Annotated in this window: 23 protein-coding genes; 14 read left to right on the top strand and 9 right to left on the bottom strand. The window is 32.3% G+C overall.

All coding sequences use genetic code 11. The features are described from left to right. Window positions 1–105: 105 nt before the first annotated feature. From LL966_RS01145 to LL966_RS01105, 10 genes are all read left to right on the top strand, one after another. Window positions 106–264, top strand: coding sequence for a hypothetical protein (locus LL966_RS01145; RefSeq protein ID WP_229349391.1), 159 nt, complete (start codon window positions 106–108; stop codon window positions 262–264). A gap of 92 nt (window positions 265–356) precedes the next feature. Then, a complete protein-coding gene (locus tag LL966_RS22815) occupies window positions 357–587 on the top strand; it encodes a DUF4236 domain-containing protein (protein WP_344758178.1) in 231 nt (76 codons plus the stop codon). Window positions 588–589: 2 nt separating this feature from the next. Then, a complete protein-coding gene (locus LL966_RS01140; RefSeq protein WP_229349390.1) occupies window positions 590–925 on the top strand; it encodes an excalibur calcium-binding domain-containing protein in 336 nt (111 codons plus the stop codon). Between the two features lie 11 nt (window positions 926–936). Further along, on the top strand, window positions 937–1,332 hold the full coding sequence (locus tag LL966_RS01135) for a hypothetical protein (protein WP_229349388.1): 396 nt from the start codon (window positions 937–939) through the stop codon (window positions 1,330–1,332). A gap of 3 nt (window positions 1,333–1,335) precedes the next feature. Continuing rightward, entirely contained in the window at window positions 1,336–2,607 is a 1,272-nt protein-coding gene (locus LL966_RS01130) for an ABC transporter permease (protein ID WP_229349386.1), read from the top strand. 1 nt (window position 2,608) lies between these two features. Further along, window positions 2,609–3,508 carry a hypothetical protein gene (locus tag LL966_RS01125; protein ID WP_229349385.1) on the top strand — a complete coding sequence of 300 codons (900 nt, stop codon included), beginning with the start codon at window positions 2,609–2,611 and terminating at the stop codon, window positions 3,506–3,508. Window positions 3,509–3,673: 165 nt separating this feature from the next. Further along, window positions 3,674–4,729 carry a type I restriction endonuclease gene (locus tag LL966_RS01120; protein WP_229349383.1) on the top strand — a complete coding sequence of 352 codons (1,056 nt, stop codon included), beginning with the start codon at window positions 3,674–3,676 and terminating at the stop codon, window positions 4,727–4,729. 86 nt (window positions 4,730–4,815) lie between these two features. Beyond that, window positions 4,816–5,223, top strand: coding sequence for a hypothetical protein (locus LL966_RS01115; RefSeq protein ID WP_229349381.1), 408 nt, complete (start codon window positions 4,816–4,818; stop codon window positions 5,221–5,223). A 9-nt stretch (window positions 5,224–5,232) separates the two neighbouring features. Continuing rightward, window positions 5,233–5,442, top strand: coding sequence for a hypothetical protein (locus tag LL966_RS01110; protein WP_229349379.1), 210 nt, complete (start codon window positions 5,233–5,235; stop codon window positions 5,440–5,442). 216 nt (window positions 5,443–5,658) lie between these two features. Beyond that, window positions 5,659–7,011 carry a GH1 family beta-glucosidase gene (locus tag LL966_RS01105; protein ID WP_229349377.1) on the top strand — a complete coding sequence of 451 codons (1,353 nt, stop codon included), beginning with the start codon at window positions 5,659–5,661 and terminating at the stop codon, window positions 7,009–7,011. Window positions 7,012–7,088: 77 nt separating this feature from the next. Here LL966_RS01105 and LL966_RS01100 read toward each other — a convergent pair whose 3' ends face one another. Next, window positions 7,089–7,454 carry a hypothetical protein gene (locus tag LL966_RS01100; protein ID WP_229349375.1) on the bottom strand — a complete coding sequence of 122 codons (366 nt, stop codon included), beginning with the start codon at window positions 7,452–7,454 and terminating at the stop codon, window positions 7,089–7,091. A 1,018-nt stretch (window positions 7,455–8,472) separates the two neighbouring features. Here LL966_RS01100 and LL966_RS01095 point away from each other — a divergent pair. The 3 genes from LL966_RS01095 to LL966_RS01085 all read left to right on the top strand — a co-directional run bounded on the left by LL966_RS01095 (window position 8,473) and on the right by LL966_RS01085 (window position 10,802). Continuing rightward, the gene (locus LL966_RS01095) at window positions 8,473–8,652 is read left to right on the top strand and encodes a hypothetical protein (protein ID WP_229349373.1); all 180 of its coding nucleotides are present in this window, start codon (window positions 8,473–8,475) and stop codon (window positions 8,650–8,652) included. A 206-nt stretch (window positions 8,653–8,858) separates the two neighbouring features. Next, window positions 8,859–9,023: a hypothetical protein gene (locus LL966_RS01090; protein WP_229349371.1), complete on the top strand. Its 165-nt coding sequence runs from the start codon at window positions 8,859–8,861 to the stop codon at window positions 9,021–9,023. Window positions 9,024–9,113: 90 nt separating this feature from the next. Next, window positions 9,114–10,802: a tetratricopeptide repeat-containing sensor histidine kinase gene (locus tag LL966_RS01085; protein WP_317207115.1), complete on the top strand. Its 1,689-nt coding sequence runs from the start codon at window positions 9,114–9,116 to the stop codon at window positions 10,800–10,802. 89 nt (window positions 10,803–10,891) lie between these two features. Here the strand turns inward: LL966_RS01085 and LL966_RS01080 are convergent, their stop codons facing one another. Then, window positions 10,892–11,425, bottom strand: a complete 534-nt coding sequence (locus LL966_RS01080; RefSeq protein ID WP_229349367.1) for a 5' nucleotidase, NT5C type — start codon at window positions 11,423–11,425, stop codon at window positions 10,892–10,894. A 98-nt stretch (window positions 11,426–11,523) separates the two neighbouring features. Here LL966_RS01080 and LL966_RS01075 point away from each other — a divergent pair, with 98 nt between their 5' ends. Then, window positions 11,524–12,273: a DeoR/GlpR family DNA-binding transcription regulator gene (locus LL966_RS01075; RefSeq protein WP_229349365.1), complete on the top strand. Its 750-nt coding sequence runs from the start codon at window positions 11,524–11,526 to the stop codon at window positions 12,271–12,273. Window positions 12,274–12,339: 66 nt separating this feature from the next. Here the strand turns inward: LL966_RS01075 and LL966_RS01070 are convergent, their stop codons facing one another. The 7 genes from LL966_RS01070 to LL966_RS01040 all read right to left on the bottom strand — a co-directional run bounded on the left by LL966_RS01070 (window position 12,340) and on the right by LL966_RS01040 (window position 22,017). Further along, a complete protein-coding gene (locus tag LL966_RS01070; RefSeq protein WP_229349363.1) occupies window positions 12,340–13,788 on the bottom strand; it encodes a TolC family protein in 1,449 nt (482 codons plus the stop codon). Next, window positions 13,781–16,948: an efflux RND transporter permease subunit gene (locus LL966_RS01065; protein ID WP_229349361.1), complete on the bottom strand. Its 3,168-nt coding sequence runs from the start codon at window positions 16,946–16,948 to the stop codon at window positions 13,781–13,783. Before LL966_RS01065 ends, LL966_RS01070 begins: the two co-directional genes overlap by 8 nt. Window positions 16,949–17,055: 107 nt before the next feature. Beyond that, window positions 17,056–18,138 (bottom strand): efflux RND transporter periplasmic adaptor subunit, encoded by a 1,083-nt coding sequence (locus tag LL966_RS01060; RefSeq protein WP_229349359.1) that lies wholly within the window; start codon window positions 18,136–18,138, stop codon window positions 17,056–17,058. A gap of 178 nt (window positions 18,139–18,316) precedes the next feature. Continuing rightward, a complete protein-coding gene (locus LL966_RS01055; protein WP_229349357.1) occupies window positions 18,317–18,700 on the bottom strand; it encodes a hypothetical protein in 384 nt (127 codons plus the stop codon). Window positions 18,701–18,853: 153 nt separating this feature from the next. Continuing rightward, a complete protein-coding gene (locus tag LL966_RS01050) occupies window positions 18,854–19,258 on the bottom strand; it encodes a GNAT family N-acetyltransferase (RefSeq protein ID WP_229349355.1) in 405 nt (134 codons plus the stop codon). Between the two features lie 112 nt (window positions 19,259–19,370). Further along, window positions 19,371–19,985 carry a tetratricopeptide repeat protein gene (locus LL966_RS01045; protein ID WP_229349353.1) on the bottom strand — a complete coding sequence of 205 codons (615 nt, stop codon included), beginning with the start codon at window positions 19,983–19,985 and terminating at the stop codon, window positions 19,371–19,373. Between the two features lie 154 nt (window positions 19,986–20,139). Continuing rightward, a complete protein-coding gene (locus tag LL966_RS01040; RefSeq protein WP_229349351.1) occupies window positions 20,140–22,017 on the bottom strand; it encodes a M1 family metallopeptidase in 1,878 nt (625 codons plus the stop codon). Window positions 22,018–22,076 lie beyond the last annotated feature (59 nt).

The raw sequence follows: 22,076 nt of genomic DNA, 5'->3' as shown, positions 1-22,076 counted from the left end.
CGGGGGCTTTTTTTATTTCTTAAAATTATAGATTATGGATTTCCGTAAAATTCTGGTTTTGATTGAGTTTACTTTTGGATTATTAAATAATTTAAAAGTAAAAACATGAAAAAATTAGTCGTTTTATTTAGTTTATTCTTCTTAGTTCTAGGAGGAAGCATTGAAGCTCAGAGTGGTCATTACAAAGGAGGAAAAGGTAGTTCTCATAAAGGAGGAAAATATAAAAATTCGAGTACCAAAAACCATTATAAAAAAAGAAAGTAATGTGTCTGACTTCGATCGACATGATTTAAAGGTTATTGTCAAAAGAAGTTTCTGAGTAACAAACAAAATTTAATTAATTAAACCTAAAAATCATGGGCTTTCGATTTCAAAAAAGAATAAAACTTGGAGGAGGATTTGGTTTAAATATTAGCAAATCTGGAATTTCTCCAACTGTTAGAACTAAAATGGGCACATTTAGTAAAAGTGGCTATTCTACAAAAACGGGAATACCAGGTGTTAGATATCAAAACAATGGTTGCCTTGTTTTATTTGTCTTTAGTGGACTTTTTACATTTTTAATTTATACAATTAAACATTTATAATTATGGGATATCGAAAAGGATATTACAGAAAAGATGGAACTTATGTTCAAGGACATTATACCAATAATAGATCTAAATATTATTCTAATAAAAACAATGGCTGCGTAATATTGACCTTACTATTTATTGCTTTTACTACAATAATTTCCTGTTCAGAATCATCAGATTCAGTAGAAAATTCAAACTCAGGATCGGGATCAAATTCAAATTGTCCAACAAAAACGTGTGGAGATTTTTCAACTCAAGCACAAGCACAAGCCACTTATGACAGCAACAGAAAATGTTACAAAAACCTAGATGCAGACGGAGATGGAAAAGCATGTGAATCTTTAAAATAAAAATAGTAACCATGATAACACTAGAACTAAAAAGCCATTTTTTAAGATTATATCAAATGGCATTATCAGATGATCAATTTGATGTATTAGAACTTCAAATGCTGTATCACTTTGCAGACGAAAGAGGAATTCCTAAAGAAGAACTTGATAAGCTTTTTCAAAATCCAGTGAACACAGAATTCATAGTTCCCGAAGCTTTAAATACCAAAATTGAATATCTGTACGATTTTACCAGAATTATCTGGGCTGATGAAAAAATTACAGATGACGAATTGAATATGCTGAAAAAATACTGTCGAAAATTCGACTTCTTAGAAGAAAATATTAATGATTTATCTGATTATCTTATTGATTGTGTTCAGAAAAACATTAGTAAAGAAGAAATTATTAGTCAACTAAACACTTAAGTTATGAAACCACTTTCCCAATTATTTAGTTTAAAAAAAACAGAGGATTCTTCTTTTAAAGTTGTAGAAGAAAACGAAGAAGACGTAGAACAAATTAGAATTACGTATTATCAAAGCGGTTTCGCCGCTTCTGTCAAAGCAACCGGAAAACCAATTGTTTTAAAGGCTTGTCTGCAAAATTTATATATGAGTTTTGAAGATCAATGCAGAAAACAAAAAATGGAACAAGACAGACTGAAACAACCTTATCGCGAAGAGCAGGAAAAAAATAGAACCGAACTTAAAAAATCTGAAACTGCAATTGGTATTTATGAGAAAAAAGAACAAGATATCAATGATAATATCGACCAAATTAAAAACGAGATTATAGAGGTAAAACGCAATCCAGACAAATACGGGATCGAGGAAGGAAAAGGTTTAAAAGCACAATTTTATATTGGTCTGATTCTTTTGTTACCAATTACACTTTATGTTCTAGTATTTTATATTTCAGCATCTTATTCTGCTTTTTTTAAAGAATTTTCTAATGACAGTTTAACAGCAGCAATTTTTGATGCCGATGCGTTTACTAATGCTTTTAAAGCGAGCTGGCTCGAAGGAGTTTTGGTTGTTACAATTCCGTTTGTTTTTATGGGATTAGGTTATGTTATTCATATGGTGCAAAAAGGAAAAGGAATCAAAAATATTTTTAGACTCATTTCTCTTTTTGCTATTACATTTTTATTCGATTCTCTTCTGGCTTACATCATTGAGAAAAAAATATACGAGTTTAATAAAACAACCGAATCTTCTCCATACAACTTAAACATAGCACTTGGCGAACCAGAATTCTGGATGATCATTTTTGCTGGTTTTGTGGTGTATATAATTTGGGGACTTGTATTTGATTTTGTTATGAAGGAATTCGAAAACATTGATAAAATAAGAGCTTTCATTAGAGGCAAAAAAGAAAATTTACTTAATCTGGAAAAACTTAAATCCGATTATAGTAACAAAATCAATGACTTTAAACAGCAGATCGTTACTATTAACGGAAAAATATCAGAATTGCAAGCCAAAATTGATGGCTTTGTTTTTCCTGTAAAAGAGTATTTACACTATCACCATCAATATAAAGAAGGATGGTTTCAAGCTATAAATACTGAAATTGCTTTACCTCATAAGGAAAAAGTAGAATTACTTGAAAACTGTGAAAATTTATCTGAAGAACATCTTGGAAGATTAAATTTAGTTGATCCTGATTTTCAACACTTGATATATTCTAAAATTAATTAAGATGAAAAAAACTTTACTCACAATTTCAATATCCTTAGTATTACTCTTATTTTTTTCTTGCAAAGAAGATACTAAGAAAGAAGAAAAAGAAACAACAGTTAAAAGCTCCGTTTCAGAAAACTATAATATTAGTATACTAATCGATTTATCGGATCGAATAAGTCTTAAAAAAAATCCAAATTCAACTATGGAAATCTATCAAAGAGATTTAGGATATATCAAATCTGTTTCTGAAGCTTTTACACAGCATTTAAAATCAAAAAGAATGAGGCAGATTGATGACAAAATGCAATTATTCTTTAATCCTGAACCAGAAAATTCTGAAATTAATTCTATTTCTAAAGAATTACGAATTGCGGTCGACAAAGACAATGCATCTAAAAAATTATTGAATTCCATAAATGAGACTTATTCTTCAAAAACTGCTGCAATTTATGAATCGGCAATCAAAGACGATAAATATATTGGTTCAGACATTTGGAATTTTTTCGACAGTAAAATACAAGATCAGTGTATGGATAAAGGTTACAGAAATATTGTGGTTATTTTGACTGATGGATATATATTTTATGATGGAACACAAATTAAGGACGCAAATTTATCTACTTATTTAACACCTCAACTGATTAAACAGAATGGTTTAAATAATAACGATTGGCAAAAAAAAATCGATAAAGAAAATTTCGGTTTCATTAAAATCAATGCAGATTTATCGAATCTGGAGGTTTTAGTTTTAGGAATAAATCCGAATAAAAATAACCCATTTGAAGAAAAAGTCATAAAAGCATATTGGACTAAATGGCTTTCTGAAATGCAGATAAAACATTTCGAAATTAAAAATGCCGATCTCCCTTCTAACATGGACAAAATCATAAAGGATTTCATTTTAGAAAAAGAATAAAAAACAAAACCTATGCGTTTAAAGAGGAACCTTATTGTCCTCTTTTTTCCGTTTAAATACATCCCTAAAAAATTTCTTTTTAAAATTTTGCTTCATTACGGATTTCCATAATACACTGATTTTAATCGGTTTTACTTTTGGATTATTATTTTAAACTACAAACCAATGGAAATGAATATTCAACTAAAATCATTAGCGGATAAAATTAATCAGCTAAAAAGTAAAATTGAAACAGAAGAATCTACAAAACATGCTTTTGTACTGCCATTTATACACATTTTGGGTTACGATGCTTTTAATCCTTTAGAAGTGGTTCCAGAATTTACAGCAGATTTGGGACTTAAAAAAGGAGAAAAAGTAGATTATGCTATTTTTCAAAATGGTGAACCTATTATAATTGTTGAATGCAAAAGCTGGAAAGAAAAGCTTACGGTTCATAATTCGCAGTTGTTTCGCTATTTCCACGTTACTAAAACCCGATTTGCTCTTTTAACAAACGGAATCAATTATCAGTTTTTTACCGATTTAGACGACCAGAATAAAATGGATGAAAAACCATTTTTAGAGTTCGATATCTGCAATTTAAAAGAAAACACAATCAATGAAATTGCAAAATTTCACAAAGCCAATTTTGATGTAAACAATATTGTTAGTAATGCTAGTTCGTTAAAATATATTAAAGAAATAAAGAAGCTGATAAATGCCGAATTAGAAAGTCCTTCAAACGATTTTACAAAGCTATTTGCAAGCAAAATATATACTGGAAGATTGACTGAAAAAGTGGTAGATGAATTTAAAGATTTGGTTCAGAAATCAGTTAGTCAATTTATTAATGATAAAATCAACGATCGATTAAATGCTGCTCTAACCAAAGAAACGATTAAACAGCAAGATGAAGAAATGACAATAATCGAAGACGATAATAAAATTAATACTACCGAAGAAGAACTTGAAGCTTATCGTATAGTCGTAGCCATTTTACGCCGAAAATTGCCAACAAGTCGCATTGTCCATCGTGACACACAATCTTATTTTGGAATCTTACTAGACGACAACAATCGTAAACCTTTATGCAGGCTTCATCTAAATGGCAGTAAAAAATACATAAGCCTTTTTAATGATAATAAAAACGAATCTAAAATTGCTATTTCATCGATAGACGATATTTATCAATTTGAGAAAGAATTGTTAGATACAGTGGCACTTTATGAAACCGAATAAAATCACGTATAAGTACTCATAACAAAGATCTTAATTCTAATTAGATTTATCGCATACTGTATACAAACTCAATACCCCAAACGCCTATGCAAAAAAACTACCTCATCTTACTTTTATTATTTACGTTTTATTCCTGCAGGAAAGCATCGGCTCCTCCTCCATCACAGATAAATTCATTTTACAAAACTGTCATTGAAGCTGACGACCGAAAAATCATTACACCTGAAGAAGCCAAAACCTATCATGTAAATACCACTTATAAATACGAATACAGAACTGGAAATCCTGGACATTATGAATATAATTATGATGTAAAAGGAATAAAGATAAATGGTGATTCGGTTTTTGGCAACATCAATACAGAAGGAAAATACGGCGCAGGAATCTTAAAAGACAGCATTTCTGAAATAGAAATTAAAACCGAATGGATTTCGCAAGGAAAATTAAAAGCGCTTGATAACAGAGGAAATGAATACAATCTAATTGTCAAATAAAATCAGCTAATGAAATATATTTTATTTTTAATTTTTGTTTTTGCAACTTCATTTTGCACAATAGAAACCAACGTGTTTATCTGTGGCTCTACAGGTGCCAAAAAGTATCATTACAATGAAAAATGCCGTGGCTTAAGCGCATGTAAACATGGAGTGGTAAAAACATCGCTAAAACAAGCTCAAGGATACGGACTTACAATTTGCGGATGGGAAGATTAGCCTTCTTCTTTCTTTCTTTGTTTATTTAATCATTTGATAATAATCACTTTACAATAATTTCACATTAGTTTCGGTAATTTGAAATAAAACTAATCGTTATGAAATTATTCAACCTAAATTTTCTAGTATCATTCAAAGAATGGCTTTTCTTAAGAGCAATGCAATCTTCTTTCCTACATTAATAAACCATTTTAAATAAAGGAAAGTACAGATTGAATGAATAAAATTGAAAGCTCATTTTTGAACAAAAACCAATTTGGTGAAAATTTCTTGTGGGGTGTATCAACCGCCGCTTTCCAAATTGAAGGTGCTCATGATTCAGACGGAAAAGGTTCTTCTATTTGGGATGTTTTTACTTCTCAAAAAGGAAAAATAAAAAACGGACATCATGCCCTAACTGCCTGCGATTTCTACAATACTTATCAGGACGATATCAATCTAATAAACGAATTAAATATTCCGAATTTTAGATTTTCAATCAGCTGGCCTAGAATTATGCCAACAGGAATTCATCCTATAAATCAAGCAGGAATAGATTACTACAACAAAATTATAGATTCGTTGCTCGCATCTGGAATAGAACCCTGGATTACACTTTATCATTGGGATTTGCCTCATGCTCTCGAAGTTAAAGGAGGCTGGACCAACCGCGAATCGGTTGCTTGGTTTACCGATTATGTAGAAGTTTGTGTGCAACATTTTGGTGATCGAGTAAAAAACTGGATGGTAATCAACGAACCGTCTGTTTTTACAGGTGCAGGCTACTTTTTAGGTATTCATGCTCCAGGCCGAAAAGGCATCACTAATTATTTAAAAGCCATGCATCATGTAACTCTTGCAACTACCGCTGGTGCCAAAATAATTCGTGAACGCATTCTGAATGCCAATATCGGAACGACTTTTTCGTGCACGCATATTGAACCTGCAACAGAAAGCGCAAAAGATATTGAAGCCGCAAAACGTGTCGACACGCTATTAAATAGAACTTTTATCGAACCGATTTTAGGTTTGGGTTATCCGCAGAAAGATCTTCCGGTTCTAAAAAAACTGAATAACTATATTGCTCCTGACGATCTGAATAATCTGGCTTTTGATTTTGACTTTATAGGTCTGCAATGTTACACCAGAGAAGTTGTAAAATCGTCTATGCTCACGCCTTATATTGGTGCAGAATTAGTTAGTGCCGAAAAGCGGAATGTAATCGCAACCGATATGGGTTGGGAAGTTTATCCGCCTGCCATGTATCATGTTCTTAAAAAGTTTAATGAATATGAAGGCATTAAAAAGATTATTATAACCGAAAATGGTGCTGCTTTTCCAGACATTGTAAAAAATGGAAAAGTTCATGATATAAAAAGAACGCACTTTATTCAAGATAACTTAGAACAGATTTTAAAGGCAAAAAAAGATGGCGTAAATGTAGATGGCTATTTTGTCTGGAGTCTGACTGATAACTTTGAATGGGCGGAAGGTTACAATGCCAGATTTGGACTTATTCATGTGGATTTCGAAACACAGAAAAGAACCATTAAAAATTCAGGATTATGGTTTAAAGATTTTTTATCTTAAACTAAACACTTAAAATAAACAAAGCCTTTTACAATTAACTTGTGAAAGGCTTTTTTGTTCGAAATACAAACAGCTTATTACTGCAACCTAAATTTATACGGCTGTTTTAAAATTCCAACATGAACCTTACCATTCTCTTTTAAATGCGCTGTAACAAGAATATATCTTTCCTCAGGATAATTTACAGCAAAGCTAAAGGTTGTATCTTTTGTTTTAACCTCAAATAGATGCTTTCCGTCGTCTGATGTTGACAAAGCTAATGTTTCATACGTCGGCAATGCATTTGTTGCTTTCAAATTAAGATCTTGAATTTTCTTTTTATCTAGAAATACTTCCAGTTTTAAATTGTCCAATTTCATATTGGTTGGCTGTTCAAATGATACTACATATTTTTTACAGCCAAAAGTGCATAAAATAATTCCTAAAATGAGAAGCTTTTTCATAAAAAATACTTTTAAACGAATCGTTAATAGAACTAAATAATCTCTTTTAATCTTTTATAAATATAGATAATTTATTACAAATTACTAAACCGAAAAAGGGAAGTTTTATAGTCTTTAAAACCAATAATTTAGAGACTAAAAAAAAGATAAAAAAAAACAGCTAATTTATTGATAAACATTAGGTTTGTCGGATTTTTTTTCTTATCTTTATAGTATAAATAACAGTAAATATATGCCGAAAAACCAACTTTTTAAAAGCCAAAATTACCCTTCAAAAATTTATTCTTTTTACCGCTTTGAACATTTTATTTTTCAAAATGTTTTTCTATCTGATCTTATTTTTTTGCCAAATCTAACAAGGCACAAAATATCTGGACAAACGCTCCATTTTCAATCTTAATTATTTTGTAAGGATTTGTTTTCTGAACCTTTTTACAGAAAATAAACCTTTAAATCAAATCTAAAGATTTCCTTTTCTGGAACTTCTTTTGATTCTTCATGTCTCGTATTCACCAAAATCATTTTTTATATGCCATTAGTTTCTACTTCTTCTATTCAATCTTTACTCACAATTTCAATTTTTGTTTCAATTCTACATTTTTTAATGATTTGAAACCAACTTCTGACGGACTTTTTGCATCTATTATAATAGAGATTAGTTTCAGCTTCAATAACATTTAACAACCAAAACAAGCTTTATCTATTTGTTTTTTCGGGAATTCTCAGGAATCTCGGGAAAACGCAGGAATTCCGGGAATCCCTTATGTACAAAGGCCTCAAAGCGCCTTTCCTTTGCATCAGAAATTAGTTCAAGTTTTGTCTGCAGACTAAAACAATATGTAAAACTAGTTCTAATTAACCTTGTGAAAAACCGTAAGACCGAATTTATTCGGGAAGTATAAATTACGTCTTACAGTTCTACACAACTACTTCCCTTAAAACAATTTGGTGTCGCCAAAACAAACTCTGGATCATTCCGGACAGCCACACCTATGTCTAATTTCTAAATTAAATCAAAATGAAAAAATTTACACTATTGTTCGCTATTGCGATACTTTTTACCATATTTTCTTGTACTCCTGATGAGTACGAAACTCAGCCAACGAAAAAAATCGAAAAACCAATCGATAAATTAAAAGCTGATGACGGTGGTCCTGGTGATGGAAAAACTCCTCCAATAAAACCACCAACTCCATAAATATATTTTTAGTATGGAATCAATTACTGTTTTCGGGGAAAGTAAATTTATATGTTACGATCCCCGAATTTTTTATTTTAATTAATCCAAAATTATTTCAGTTTCCAAAACTTAAAAAAATTCTAATTTCTATTATTTTTTTAACAAGTTTAATATTTAAAAAACTACTTTTACAAAACGTATAATACTTAAAACTATTACTTTTTATGGCTTTTACGTCATTATTTTCTGTTTTTTCTTGTACTTCTGATGAAAGCGAGATTCAGACAACAAAGAAAAAAGAAATCAAAATCGAAAAGTTACAAGCTGACGGGGGCCCTGGTGATGACATGGGAGATACAAAACCTCCTGTAAAACCACCTACTAAATAAATATATTTTTAATACGCAATTAATTACTATTTTCGGGGAAAGTAAATTTATATGTTACGGTCCCCGATTTTTTATTTAATCCTATTTCTTTTGCTTTTTTCCTGTAATGAAAAAAAGACAGCTAATCCCCATAAAAAAGCTAGACAGAAAGAAGCTACTCGCTTACGAACGAAAGCAGATGAAAATTTTCAAAAACAAAACTTAAACACTGCTTTTTTTGAATTTAATAAATCAAAAGCTTTTTTTGAAACCTTAAAAGACAGTACCAACATTGCATACACACTTATTCAAATGGCCTCTATTCAGCAAATTAATGGAGACTATTATGGAAGTAAAGAAACCGTAACCGAAGCATTGCCATATGTTGAAAAAAATAAAGCATATATAGCTGCTATAAACAATATATTAGGTATCGCCGATAAAGAACTTTCTCTTTATAATGATGCCATATTTTATTATAAAAAGTCAGCTGATGATTATGCAGATCCTCTCGATAAACTAAATCCATTAAATAATATTGCAGCTGTTTATATCCAACAAAAAAAATATAATAACGCAGTCACCCTTTTAGAATCTCTTCTAAAAATAAAATCATTACAACATAAAACTCAAGGATATAAAAAGTCCTTAATAATGGATAATTTAGGTTACGCCTATTTTAAGAAAGGAAATGAAGAAAAAGGATTTGATTTAATGAAAAAAGGACTTCAGGTAAGAATTGAAAATGAAGATACTTATGGAAGCATCGAAAGCTATCTTCACCTTGCTGATTATTATTCAAAAAAAGACCTTCAAAAATCAGATGAAAATGCCTTAAAAGCATATAATATATCAACTAAACTAAATAGTGTTGACGAAAGATTGGAAGCGCTTCAAATTTTAATTTCAAATAACAACAGCGCGCAAGACACCAAATATGTGCAAAAATATTTTACGTTAAACGATAGTATTATTAAGGTTAGAAACAACTTTAAAAATAAGTTCGCTAAAATTAAATACGATTCGAAAAAAGAAAAAGACGAAAACGAAAAGCTTCGTTTAGAAAAAGCTGAAAATCAATTATCGTTGCAAAGAGCAAGTTACATCCGTATTGTATTTGTAATTGTCTTTGTTTTCTTGGTTATTTTAATAGCAATTTTAATTCGCTATTATAAAAATAAAAACAAGTCTATAGAATTAAAAACTTCTTATGATACCGAAACCAGAATTGCTAAAAAAATTCATGATGAATTGGCAAACGATGTGTTTCAGGTAATTGCTTTTGCCGAATCGCAAACTTTAAGTACAGAAAACACAAAAGAAAATCTGCTTCAAAAACTAGATGACATTTACGGACGTGTAAGAGGAATTTCAAGAGAAAACAACAGTATCGATACTGGAATAAATTTCACCAAAACTATAAAAGAAATGCTTTCAGCTTATAACACAGCCGAAAGAAATATTATGGTTACCAATTTAGAGCAGATAAACTGGGAAGCTATTGATGAAATGAAAAAAATTACTATCAGCCGTATTTTGCAGGAATTAATGGTAAATATGAAAAAACACAGTCAGGCAAATCTTGTGGTAATTAAATTTGAGAGCGATCAAAAATCAATCTTAATCAATTATATGGATAATGGTGTTGGCTGCGAAAAAAGCACTATTGTAAAAAATGGTCTTCAAAACATGGCAAACCGTATTTTAGCCTTTAATGGAACTTTTGATCTTGAAACTGCACCCGATAAAGGATTTAGAGTAAAAATAGCAATGCCAGAACAAACGCTAATTAAAGCGTAGAACTTGTTTAAATATTGAAATTAAAAAAGCCTTTCAGATACCGAAAGGCTTTTTTCTTCAAAAAAAATAAATATTATAACCTTTTCAGCTTATAATGTTTCGGTTAAAACGGTAACAGCCTCTTTCCAATTATTCACTCTTAAATGATGCGTTTGGTTCACGTTATGAAATGCCGTAAACATAATCGGTTTCCCGATGCAATAATCTAGGTTTTTACAATGATCATCAATAAGATAATCGGTTTTGATGATTCTTTTGCTTCCGCATAAAACGATATTTTCCCATTTTATAAAAGGAAAATGTTCGCCCAACCAAGCTACTTTTTCTGCTAACGAAACAGGAAATTCTGTTGCAGCAGAAACAATAAATATTTCGAAATGCTTTTGTAATTCACGAACGCTTTCTATTGCATCGGTCATAACTGGCAGTGTTCTGAAAAAATTATCCTTATTTAAAATTTTAAATAATAAATCTCTTTCTTTAAAAGCTTCTTCTTCACTTAATCCCTGAATACTTTCTTTTGTTAAGTTCGTTCCATACGCTTTATTGTAATGGTCTATCAGCTGTGATTCTACATCAGCAAGCACGCCATCCATATCGATTGCAATTGTTTTCTTTTCCATTGTAATTTTATTTTGCTGCCAAAATATGCAAAAACAGCACTAAGTTGCAAATTATTGCAATATTTTATTTATTTTTGCAATATAAAATCGCAAAAAAAATGAAAAAGGAAGAACGTCAGAAAACTATTTTAGAATATTTATCAAAAGAACATCGCGTAACTTCAATAGAATTAAGCGAATATCTGAGTGTTTCTGAAGATACCATAAGACGTGATTTGAAAGAGCTTTCGGATCAAGGGCTTTTAAAAGCGGTACGCGGCGGTGCGGTGGCTCCTTCTCCAATTCCGTTGCATTATAGAAAAAGAGAAAAGCACGATCTTGAAAACAAGAAAATTATTGCGCAAAAAGCCCTTCCGTATCTAAAAGACGGACAGGTCGTTTTTATTGACGGAGGAACAACTTCTTTGGCTTTGGTTGCCAGTTTTCCTCATGATTTAAAAATAACTGTGATTACCAATAGTTTTCCTGTTGCGGTTTTGGTTGAAGATTTACCCAATATCGAATTGATTTTTGCGGGAGGAAGAATGTGCAAAACGTCATTTACAACAGCTGGAATGGAATCTCTTGATTTCTTTAGAAATTTTAGAGCCGATATCTGCATTTTAGGAATTTGCAGTATTCACCACGAACGCGGACTTACTGGAATCTTATATGATGATTCTCAGATCAAAAAAAATATGATTCAGAATTCTGATTTTATTATTGCTTTGAGTTCCAGCGAAAAGATTGATACCGCAGAAACTTATTTTGTTTCTCCTATCAAAGACATTGATGTTTTGGTAACGAATATTGCTCCAGAAGACGAAATTTTAAAACCTTATAAAGAAAAAGGGCTTACAGTTCTTTAATATAAAAAAAGCCTTTCAGGATTTTACTCCCAAAAGGCTTTTTCACTACAAATTAACAGGCAAATTTTATTTCCATCCGCCGCCCAAGTCTCTGTAAACATGGACAGCAGCATTCAATTGCTCTTTTTTAGTATCTACCAATTCTAATTTTGCTTCTAAAGCGTCTCTTTGTGTCATTAAAACTTCAAAATAGTCTACTCTTGCCGATTTAAACAAATCGTTAGAAACATCAATAGAAGTATTTAACGCATCAACTTGCTTCGATTTAAGATCGTAACCTTTTTGCAGATTATCAATCTTAGACAATTGATTTGAAACTTCTAAATAAGCGTTTAAAACCGTACGATCATAATTGTATAATGCCTGAAGCTGTCTTGCGTTTGCACTTGCAAATTCTGCTTTGATTGCATTTCTATTAATTAATGGTGCCACAAGATCTCCAGCCAATGAATATAGAAGCGATTCTGGCATTGTAAACAAATAAGATGGCTTAAAAGCATTTACCCCAACCGCAGCAGAAATATCCAATGATGGGTAAAACTCTGCGCGAGCTACTTTTACGTCTAATTTTGCTGCCACTAGTTCTAATTCAGCTTGTTTTACATCTGGACGATTCTGTAATAATTGAGATGGAATTCCAGACGTTACAACAGCTGGTAATAAGCTTAAGAAATTATTGTTGTTTGTTCTCTTAATTTCCTGAGGATATCTTCCTAGCAAAAAGTTGATTTTATTTTCTGTTTCTTTGATCTGCTGTAAAATATCAAACTCTAGACTTTGAGAAGTCAAAACTTCTGCTTCAAATTTCTTAACTCCTAATTCAGTTGCTCTTGCAGCTTGCTTTTGAACTTTTACAATTTCTAAAGCGTTAGTCTGCAATTTGATAGTTTGTTTTACAATATCCAATTGATTGTCTAAAGCCATTAATTCGTAATAAGAATCAGCAACTTCTGCGATGAGGTTTGTAATCACAAAGTTTTTACCTTCAACCGTAGCTAAGTATCTGTTTAAAGCTGCTTTTTTTGAATTTCGCAATTTTTTCCAGATATCCACTTCCCAATTAGCGTAAGCAGAAATCGTAAAATCGCCAAGCGGATCTGGCATTTCTTTACCTGGTTTAATTTCAGTAGAAGCATCACCAGCACCTTGGCTTGTATATCTACCTACTTTTTCTACTCCTGCGCCTGCGCGAACACCAACTGTTGGCAACAAAAGCCCTTTTCTAACTCGAATATCATTCTTTGCAATTTCAATTTCCTGCAAAGTAATATTTAGTTCCTGATTATTTTTAAGAGCAACGTCTATTAAATCTACTAGATTTTGATCTTTAAAGTAATCTTTCCAGTTTAACGTTGCTACATTATTGTTTGCATCCTGAGGTTGAGTCATTCCAAATGATTCTGGAACTGGTGCAGATGGCGTTATTGCTGCCTCAGGCGCAGGGGTTTTACACCCTGCAACTGTTAGACAAACAGCTAATGCAATACTATATTGATATGATTTAACTTTATACATGATTGTTGTCAATTTCTTCTGTTAATGGATTTTCTTCTTCATGTTTTACCAGTTTGTATCGCTCCGCAATTTTGGCAAAAATGTAATACAATCCTGGAATTACGAATACTCCACAAATAGTTCCTATAAGCATACCTCCTGCTGCTGCAGTTCCGATTGTTCGGTTACCAATTTTACCTGGACCATTTGCAAAAACAAGCGGAATTAATCCGGCGATAAAAGCAAACGAAGTCATCAAAATAGGACGGAACCTAGCTTTTGCTCCTTCCATTGCAGATTCTAAAACAGATCTTCCTGCTGCGTGTCTTTGTATCGCAAATTCTACAATCAATACGGCGTTTTTACCTAATAATCCGATAAGCATTACCATGGCAACTTGCGCATAAATATTGTTTTCTAATCCTGCAATTTTCAATAAAAGGAATGCTCCAAAAATACCTGCAGGCAATGAGAAAATTACAGACAACGGTAAAATGAAACTTTCGTATTGCGCTGCTAAAACCAAGTACACAAATCCTAAACAGATTAAAAATACCCAAATAGCTTGATTACCTTGTGCAACCTCATCGGCAGAAATACCTGCCCAGTCAATATCGTATCCTCTCGGTAATTTTTTCGCTGCAATTTCCTGAATCACTTTAATCGCTGTACCAGAACTGTATCCCGCAGCTGGCGAACCACTAATTTGCGTTGAGGTATACATGTTATGTCTTGTGATTTCTGAAAGTCCGTATACTTTTTCTAATCTCATAAAAGCAGAGTAAGGAACCATTTCATCACGATCATTTTTTACGTACAATTTCAAGATATCATCTGGCTGCGCACGATATTCTGGAGAAGCCTGAACGATTACTTTATAATTGATTCCGAATTTAATAAAACTGATTTCATAGTTACTACCCACAAGAGTTGACAACGTGTTCATCGCATTTTCGATTGAAACTCCTTTTTGTTGTGCCAAATCGTTGTCTACTTTCATCATATATTGAGGGAAACTAGAGCTGTAGAAACTAAATACGTTAGATAATTCTGGCTGTTTATTTAATTCAGCAACAAAATCATTATTTACTTGCTCCATTCTCTTATAATCTCCAGAACCTGTTTTATCTAATAAACGAAGCTCAAATCCTCCAGCAGCACCATATCCAGGCACAGCAGGCGGTTGAAAAAATTCGATATTCGCACCTGTAATATCTTTACATTTTTCCTCCATCTCGTGCATAATCTCAACTACAGATTCTTTTCTGTCGTTCCAGTCTTTAAGATTCACCAAACAAGTACCAGAGTTGGCTCCTGTACCTTCAGAAAGAATCTCGTAACCCGCCAATGACGAAACTGATTTTACGCCATCAATTTCTTCTGCAATTTTTTGAACTCTCTCTGCAATATTATTAGTTCTTTCTAAAGAAGAACCTGGAGGTGTCTGAATTACAGCATAAAACATCCCTTGATCCTCATTCGGAATAAATCCAGAAGGCACATTACTGCTGATAATCCAAGTTCCAGCACAGAAAACAAGAAGCGCTACAACTGTAACCACTCTTCTATTTACAATTTTACCTAATAGATTTTGATATTTCCCTTGTGCTAAATTGAACTTTTCGTTAAAACCATCAATAAATCTATTTGCAGGTGTTTTCTTTTTAGGCTGTCCATGATTATTTTTCAACATCATAGCACAAAGCGCTGGTGTTAAAGTCAAAGCCACAATACCCGAAAGAATAATTGCCGTTGCCATAGTTACAGAAAATTGTCTGTAGAATACTCCAACTGGACCTGACATAAACGCAACAGGAATAAATACCGCAGCCATCAAGAATGTAATCGCAATAATTGCCCCTGCAATTTCATGCATCGCTTTTTTCGTTGCTTTAAATGGAGAAAGATGTTCCTCTTCCATCTTGGCGTGAACGGCCTCGATAACCACAATCGCATCATCGACGACGACACCAATCGCTAATACCAAAGCAAATAACGTAATCAAGTTCAGCGAAATATCGAAGAATGTCATGAATACAAATGTTCCTACCAAAGAAACTGGAACCGCAATTGCCGGAATAACCGTAGAACGCCAGTCTCCTAAGAAAAGGAATACTACTAAACCTACCAAAATAAAGGCTTCAACTAAGGTGTGAATTACTTTTTCGATAGAAGCATCAAGGAATTTAGAAACGTCATACGAGATTTCATAATCCATTCCCTTTGGAAATCTTTGTTTGATTTTTTCCAGTTTAGCTTTTACTTCTTCAATAACCTGATTGGCGTTACTTCCAAAAGATTGCTTCAATACAATAGCCGCAGATGGTCTTCCATTCAAATTAGAATAGATATCGTACATCGAGCTTCCGAACTCAACTTTCGCAACATCTTTCAATCTTAAAAGCTCTCCGTTCTGATTTGCTTTTACAACAATATTCTCGTATTGTTCTTTTGTTGTAAAACGCCCTGAATATTTCAATACATATTCAAATGCTTGAGAACGTTTACCAGAACTTTCTCCTGTTTTACCTGGAGAAGCCTCCAAACTCTGACTAGATAATGCTTCCATTATTTCATCAGCAGAAATTTTATACGCTAACATACGATCTGGTTTCAACCAAATACGCATTGCATATTCACGTGTTCCTAAGATATCTCCAGAACCAATACCGTTTACCCTTTTTAGCTCAGAAAGAACGTTGATATCAGCGTAGTTATACAAGAACTTCATGTCAGTATTTTTGTCTGTACTATAAAGGTTTACGTACATCAACATACTCGGTACTTCTCGTGTAATTTTGATACCCTCTCTAATTACTAAAGGTGGAAGTTTATTAGTAACCGAAGCCACACGATTCTGAACGTTAACCGCAGCTTGATTAGGATCTGTTCCTAAATTAAAAACCACTTTAATTGTAGCTTCACCATCGTTACCGGCATCAGAAGCCATATATTTCATTCCTGGAACACCGTTTAAGGCTCTTTCCAAAGGAATAACAACCGCCTTAACCATCAATTCACCATTAGATCCAGGATAATCTGCTGTAACATTCACCATTGGAGGTGAAATTGTAGGGAATTGTGTAATTGGTAAATTCAATACCGACAAAACCCCTAAAAAGACAATTATCAGCGATATTACAATCGACAGAACAGGTCTTTGAATAAATTTATTAAACATTTGTATATTTTTTAAATGATTAAATTAAAAGGAAATCAATACCCAGTCAGCAAATTTTAAGTACAGTATTTTACTGAATACTTAAAACTGATAACTGAACACTTCATTTATTCTGCTTTTAAACGCAAGTGATTGATAACCTCTTTTGGAGATTGGTAATCGTATTTAATTTTGTCTTTTTCTTTTACTTTCTGAACCCCTTCAAGTAATATTCTGTCGTTTTCAGAAATGCCACTTTTTATTACATATAAATCAGGAATTTCTCCAGTAATAGTAATTTCTCTTGAACTTACTTTATCGTCTTTACCTACTACGAAAACATATTTTTTATCCTGAATTTCGTAAGTTGCTTTTTGCGGAATTACAATTGCATTTTTAAGCGGTACGTTCATTTGAACTTGTCCTGTTTCTCCGTTTCTAAGTAATTTTCCAGAATTTGGGAATCTTGCTCTAAAAGCAATATTTCCAGTTTCGTTATTGAATTCACTTTCTATAACTTCAACATTTCCTTTCTCTTTAAAAATGTCTCCATTAGCCAAAACTAGATTCACTTTATTATCAGCACGATCTTTAATATTCGTTTCATAACTAATATATTCTGGTTCAGAAACATTGAAATAAGCAAACATCTGACTGTTGTCTGAAAGACTTGTCAATAATTCGCCTTCATCGATTAAACTTCCTAATTTTAAAGGAATACGGTCGATTGTTCCATCAAAAGGAGCTCTGATTTCTGTGAATGATAAATGTAATTTTGCCAATGCAACTTCAGCTTTTGCTGACTGTAATTTTGCCTGAGCCACACTTAATTCGTTTTTAGAAACGATATTTTTATCAGCTAATAATTTTGAATTTTGTAATTCAATTTCTACTGATTTTTGTTCTGCCTGTGCTTTAAGCAATTCAGACTGATACATGTTTGGCATAATTTTAAACAACAGCTGTCCTTTTTTTACAAACTGTCCTTCGTCAACATAAATATTTTGCAGGAAACCTTTTTCTTGTGCGCGTAACTCGATATTTCGCACAGATTTTATTTGTGAAACATATTCTTTTGTGAATGAAGTATCGATTTTAACAGGATTGGTAACCGTAAATTTTTCAACTTCTTCTTTTTCTTCTTTTTTAGATGTACAACTAGTCAAGCACACCAAGGCAATTAAGCCTGAGATAACAATGATTTTTTTCATGATTTAGTTTGGAAATTAAGCTTATGAATGCTTTTGGAATAAAAATTCCTTTTGGATGTTAAAATGCATCAGTCAGCCGTAGTCCAGACCTTAAAAGTCATATAAGCGGAAGTAGAAAAAATATACAACAGCAAGATACGCAGAGATCAAAACTCAGGTAACCGATGTATACTTAAAATCAAATTCTTAATACTTGTTGTGTAATGTATAAAGGATTTGAATGCCCGAAGACAGGCGTAGAAATTTTAAAACGATTGGAATCATTTGCTGCAGATTGATCTGAAAGAGCCAGATACAATTCATCTACTAAGCTGTAAGAAGCAGCAAAAAATTTATTCGTAAGTCCATCAACATCATCATTTCCAAGAAGATCCTCTTCGATATCAATATCTGTAGCATCTTCAATAGTCGAAGATCCACGATCTTGATTAGTGAATTTAACTCGATGTTTCTTTTCAAAATTGTGGTGATGAGAAATACCAAAAGTATTTGCATTCAAATACTGGCCTCCGCCGAACAGAAGCATATTCATGAATACTAAAAATACTATTAACTTTCTCATTTCGGTGCGAAAGTAATAAAAGATTGGAACAAAAAAAATAAAATAAGAAAGTCTTAACATTGAATATCAAACGAAAACGTTTTCAATTAAAAAGAAAATAAAACGAATCATTTAAAAACCAAAAACACACACAAAACACTAATAACAAACAACTTACATCGAAAACTCCATAACGGTATATTCTTGCCCAGCTTTGGTAAAAACATTCCCAGTATCGACCATATCGAACTTTTCGTAGAATTCTTTTTTTTCTTTTCGGGCATTACACCACACTTTTTTTAGTTTTTTTTCTTGTGCTAATGCAAAAATATGTTTCAATAAATGAGATGCAATTCCTTTTCCTTGATAGGAATCTAAAGTCGCTAATTTTCTAAACTGCATTTCATCATTTGAAATAAAACAAGAAACGATAGAAACCAGTTTCTCATTTTCAAAAACACCATAATGCAGTCCAAAATTATCTTCTTCAAGCTGAACAAATTCAAAAGGCTGATCGGGCCACATTACTTCATGCCTAATCTGCCAAGTATCTGATGCTTTGATTGCTTTGATTTCCATTTTAAATAATTTCTAGTTTTTCAAAAATAAAGCATTTGTGGTGAATTAGAAAAATTAGGCATTCATTAATCTTTTAATCAAAAAAAAAGGGAATCAGCTGATTCCCCTTTTTCTAAATTTTTACGTAATAATTTTCTTCATTATCCGCCTTTACTTTTTCAATTCCATTTTCTGTTTTTATACCCACGTTAACTACATGTAAAACATCAGCTTTTTTACTAATGCTGCAATTCCAGATTGTTCCATCTGAAAGCATTATTTCAGAAAATAATGAAACTACATCACTTTTATCATTGTAGATTAAGTCTTCTTTTCTAAGAAGTTTTTTTTCTTTTGTTTTTTTGTTCATAGAATAAAAAACAATTTCATTTTGGGTGATCTCGACAATCTCATCAAAATCAGATTGCTCATTTGCATTTACTGAAGCATTAGACCAAACTGGATGATTTCCTGATTTTTTCCAAGTTCCGATAGCGTTGTCCAGAATTTCTTTTCTTAGAACTTCTCGCAGCGTATCTACTTTTTTAATGGCTTGCTGGCCAATTTCATTTTCAGGTTTAATTTTTGCGGCTAAAGAAAATAAATCGATAGCTTTTACAAAATCAGCTTTTTCATAATAAGAAATAGCCAACTCGTATTTGCATTTTTGAAATGCAACTTTTTGATTAGTCTGTCCAAAACACTGAAGAGTAATCAAAAAAACAATTAGGGGCAATGTCCTTTTCATTATTTTGTAGGTTTTTATTTTACAAACATAATTTATTTCAAGAACATCTTTACGGTTTTTCTCATTTTTGTAGTGCTTATTTTTAAAATAAAAACAAAAAAGTCTCTTTTTTATTAGAAAAGAGACTCTTATAAGCTGTTATTCTTTGAAATTATTACTTAATATGCAAAATGTTGTTTTCTGGAGTTGCATCCATAAAAATTCCTCCATCAAGTTCGATCTGTTCGATTTTCTTTGTGCTTTTTAAAATAATTTTTACTGTTTTTGGGCTCTTTTCCCAAACTGCTGGTGTTTGATGAAGTACTGCTTTTGATTGATCAGCATAGGTAATAATTACATCAAAAGGAATGGCAAAACCTCCAATATTTTCTACCGTAATAACTTTTTTATCTGGAGAAATTCCTTTTATTGCAATATCTAAATAATTATTGGTAAAGAACCAGTTATTGAAAAACCAATTCAAGTTTTTTCCTGTTGCCGTATTAAAAGAGTTGAAATAATCCCATGGAATTGGGTGTTTTCCATTCCAGGTATCCATGTAAGCGTGAAGTGCTTTTTTGAATAAATCATCACCTAATAAATCTTTCAACGCCAAATAAGAAAGAGAAGCTTTTCCATACGAATTGTTTCCATAACCTGCTCCGGAAACCTGTGTAGACATTGAAATAATAGGTTGATCCTGTTCTGAAGATCGATCTGCTATATAGTTTTTTACTCTAAAATTTTTATAAAACTTATCTGCAGCCTCTTTACCGTGTTCTGCAATTCCGATTAAATATTCGAAAGTCGTCGCCCAGCCTTCGTCCATAAAAGCATAGCGCGTTTCATTGATTCCCATATAGAAGGGAAAATAAGTATGCGCCACTTCATGATCTTGTACCAATTGAGCAAAAACAGGATCGCCCATTTGCGAATCGTTACACATCATTGGATATTCCATATCTGCAAATCCCTGAAAAGCGGTCATTTTAGAAAATGGATACGGAACTCCTGGCCAATTATTAGAAAACCAATCTAAAGCATATTGATTGTTTTTTACCGAATTTACGAAATCTGTTCCCGTAATATTATATGCTGCCTGAACACTTGCACGTCTGTTTGTTTTCTTGTCTACAACAACGCTGCTTGCATCCCACAAATAGTGATCGCTTAAACCAAATGTCACGTCCGAGATATTTTTAGCTTCAAACTTCCAAACATTCCAATCGTATTGTTTGGTTACGATGCCGCTTTTCATTTCTTGTTCGCTCGCAATATGAAGGATTTCGTCTGTGGTGTATGATTTTTTTAAACGTGAAGCAAATTCTGGCTGTAAAACCTCATCTGGATTTAATAAATCTCCTGTTGCATATACTACATAATTTCGAGGCGCTTTGACAGAGAAAACATAATCATTAAAATCATTATAAAACTCTTGACGATCTGTATGCGGCAATCTGTCCCAGCCATTATAATCATCATAAACCGAAACACGAGGATAACTGTAAGCAACAAAAAAAGTCGTTTCATCAATCTGTCCTTCTCTACCGCTTTCTTTAGACAAAGGATAATTCCATTGAATGTTTAACGTTATTTTTGAATGTGGAAGAATTGCTTTTTTCAGTTTCACATTTCCAACAGTTCCCCATTTTCTGGCATCCTCTTTATAGATTTCATTTTCTATTTTTAATGAAGTAATGGTCAGTCCGTCGCTTAAAAAATCGTCGCTTACCTCACTTCCTCTTGGTGAAGAAGGCTTATGAAGGTTATTTACAAAACGAATAGCTAAATTTCGTAACGTATCTTGGCTATTATTTTCATAAATAATACTTTCCGTACCGCTTACTAATCTCGTTTTTGGATCAACCGAGATTTCCATATTGTATTTTCCACGATTCTGCCAATAGTTTTTTCCTGGTTTCCCATCTTTAGAACGTGTTCCGTTTGCATAAGCCTCTCTAATATTTCGTGGCATGTAAAGATCTTGCGCAAAGGTATTTTGGGTAAAAAGAACAAATGCTAGTACTGCAAATTGCAATATTTTCTTTTCCATAAGTAGCTCTTAGGTATTTTAAATTAATTTTTGATATCGTATTAGTGGATTTTTTTCTA

This window comes from Flavobacterium chungbukense, from assembly GCF_020805785.1.
Classification (GTDB): Bacteria; Bacteroidota; Bacteroidia; order Flavobacteriales; family Flavobacteriaceae; genus Flavobacterium; species Flavobacterium chungbukense.
The sequence above is the reverse complement of the archived record's forward strand: the minus strand, read 5'-3'. Positions and strand labels throughout refer to the sequence as shown.

Coding starts and splice junctions, on each gene's coding strand:
- LL966_RS01145 (WP_229349391.1), top strand. CDS start 106: ATGAAAAAATTAGTCGTTTTATTTAGTTTATTCTTCTTAGTTCTAGGA.
- LL966_RS22815 (WP_344758178.1), top strand. CDS start 357: ATGGGCTTTCGATTTCAAAAAAGAATAAAACTTGGAGGAGGATTTGGT.
- LL966_RS01140 (WP_229349390.1), top strand. CDS start 590: ATGGGATATCGAAAAGGATATTACAGAAAAGATGGAACTTATGTTCAA.
- LL966_RS01135 (WP_229349388.1), top strand. CDS start 937: ATGATAACACTAGAACTAAAAAGCCATTTTTTAAGATTATATCAAATG.
- LL966_RS01130 (WP_229349386.1), top strand. CDS start 1,336: ATGAAACCACTTTCCCAATTATTTAGTTTAAAAAAAACAGAGGATTCT.
- LL966_RS01125 (WP_229349385.1), top strand. CDS start 2,609: ATGAAAAAAACTTTACTCACAATTTCAATATCCTTAGTATTACTCTTA.
- LL966_RS01120 (WP_229349383.1), top strand. CDS start 3,674: ATGGAAATGAATATTCAACTAAAATCATTAGCGGATAAAATTAATCAG.
- LL966_RS01115 (WP_229349381.1), top strand. CDS start 4,816: ATGCAAAAAAACTACCTCATCTTACTTTTATTATTTACGTTTTATTCC.
- LL966_RS01110 (WP_229349379.1), top strand. CDS start 5,233: ATGAAATATATTTTATTTTTAATTTTTGTTTTTGCAACTTCATTTTGC.
- LL966_RS01105 (WP_229349377.1), top strand. CDS start 5,659: ATGAATAAAATTGAAAGCTCATTTTTGAACAAAAACCAATTTGGTGAA.
- LL966_RS01100 (WP_229349375.1), bottom strand. CDS start 7,454: ATGAAAAAGCTTCTCATTTTAGGAATTATTTTATGCACTTTTGGCTGT.
- LL966_RS01095 (WP_229349373.1), top strand. CDS start 8,473: ATGAAAAAATTTACACTATTGTTCGCTATTGCGATACTTTTTACCATA.
- LL966_RS01090 (WP_229349371.1), top strand. CDS start 8,859: ATGGCTTTTACGTCATTATTTTCTGTTTTTTCTTGTACTTCTGATGAA.
- LL966_RS01080 (WP_229349367.1), bottom strand. CDS start 11,425: ATGGAAAAGAAAACAATTGCAATCGATATGGATGGCGTGCTTGCTGAT.
- LL966_RS01075 (WP_229349365.1), top strand. CDS start 11,524: ATGAAAAAGGAAGAACGTCAGAAAACTATTTTAGAATATTTATCAAAA.
- LL966_RS01070 (WP_229349363.1), bottom strand. CDS start 13,788: ATGTATAAAGTTAAATCATATCAATATAGTATTGCATTAGCTGTTTGT.
- LL966_RS01065 (WP_229349361.1), bottom strand. CDS start 16,948: ATGTTTAATAAATTTATTCAAAGACCTGTTCTGTCGATTGTAATATCG.
- LL966_RS01060 (WP_229349359.1), bottom strand. CDS start 18,138: ATGAAAAAAATCATTGTTATCTCAGGCTTAATTGCCTTGGTGTGCTTG.
- LL966_RS01055 (WP_229349357.1), bottom strand. CDS start 18,700: ATGAGAAAGTTAATAGTATTTTTAGTATTCATGAATATGCTTCTGTTC.
- LL966_RS01050 (WP_229349355.1), bottom strand. CDS start 19,258: ATGGAAATCAAAGCAATCAAAGCATCAGATACTTGGCAGATTAGGCAT.
- LL966_RS01045 (WP_229349353.1), bottom strand. CDS start 19,985: ATGAAAAGGACATTGCCCCTAATTGTTTTTTTGATTACTCTTCAGTGT.
- LL966_RS01040 (WP_229349351.1), bottom strand. CDS start 22,017: ATGGAAAAGAAAATATTGCAATTTGCAGTACTAGCATTTGTTCTTTTT.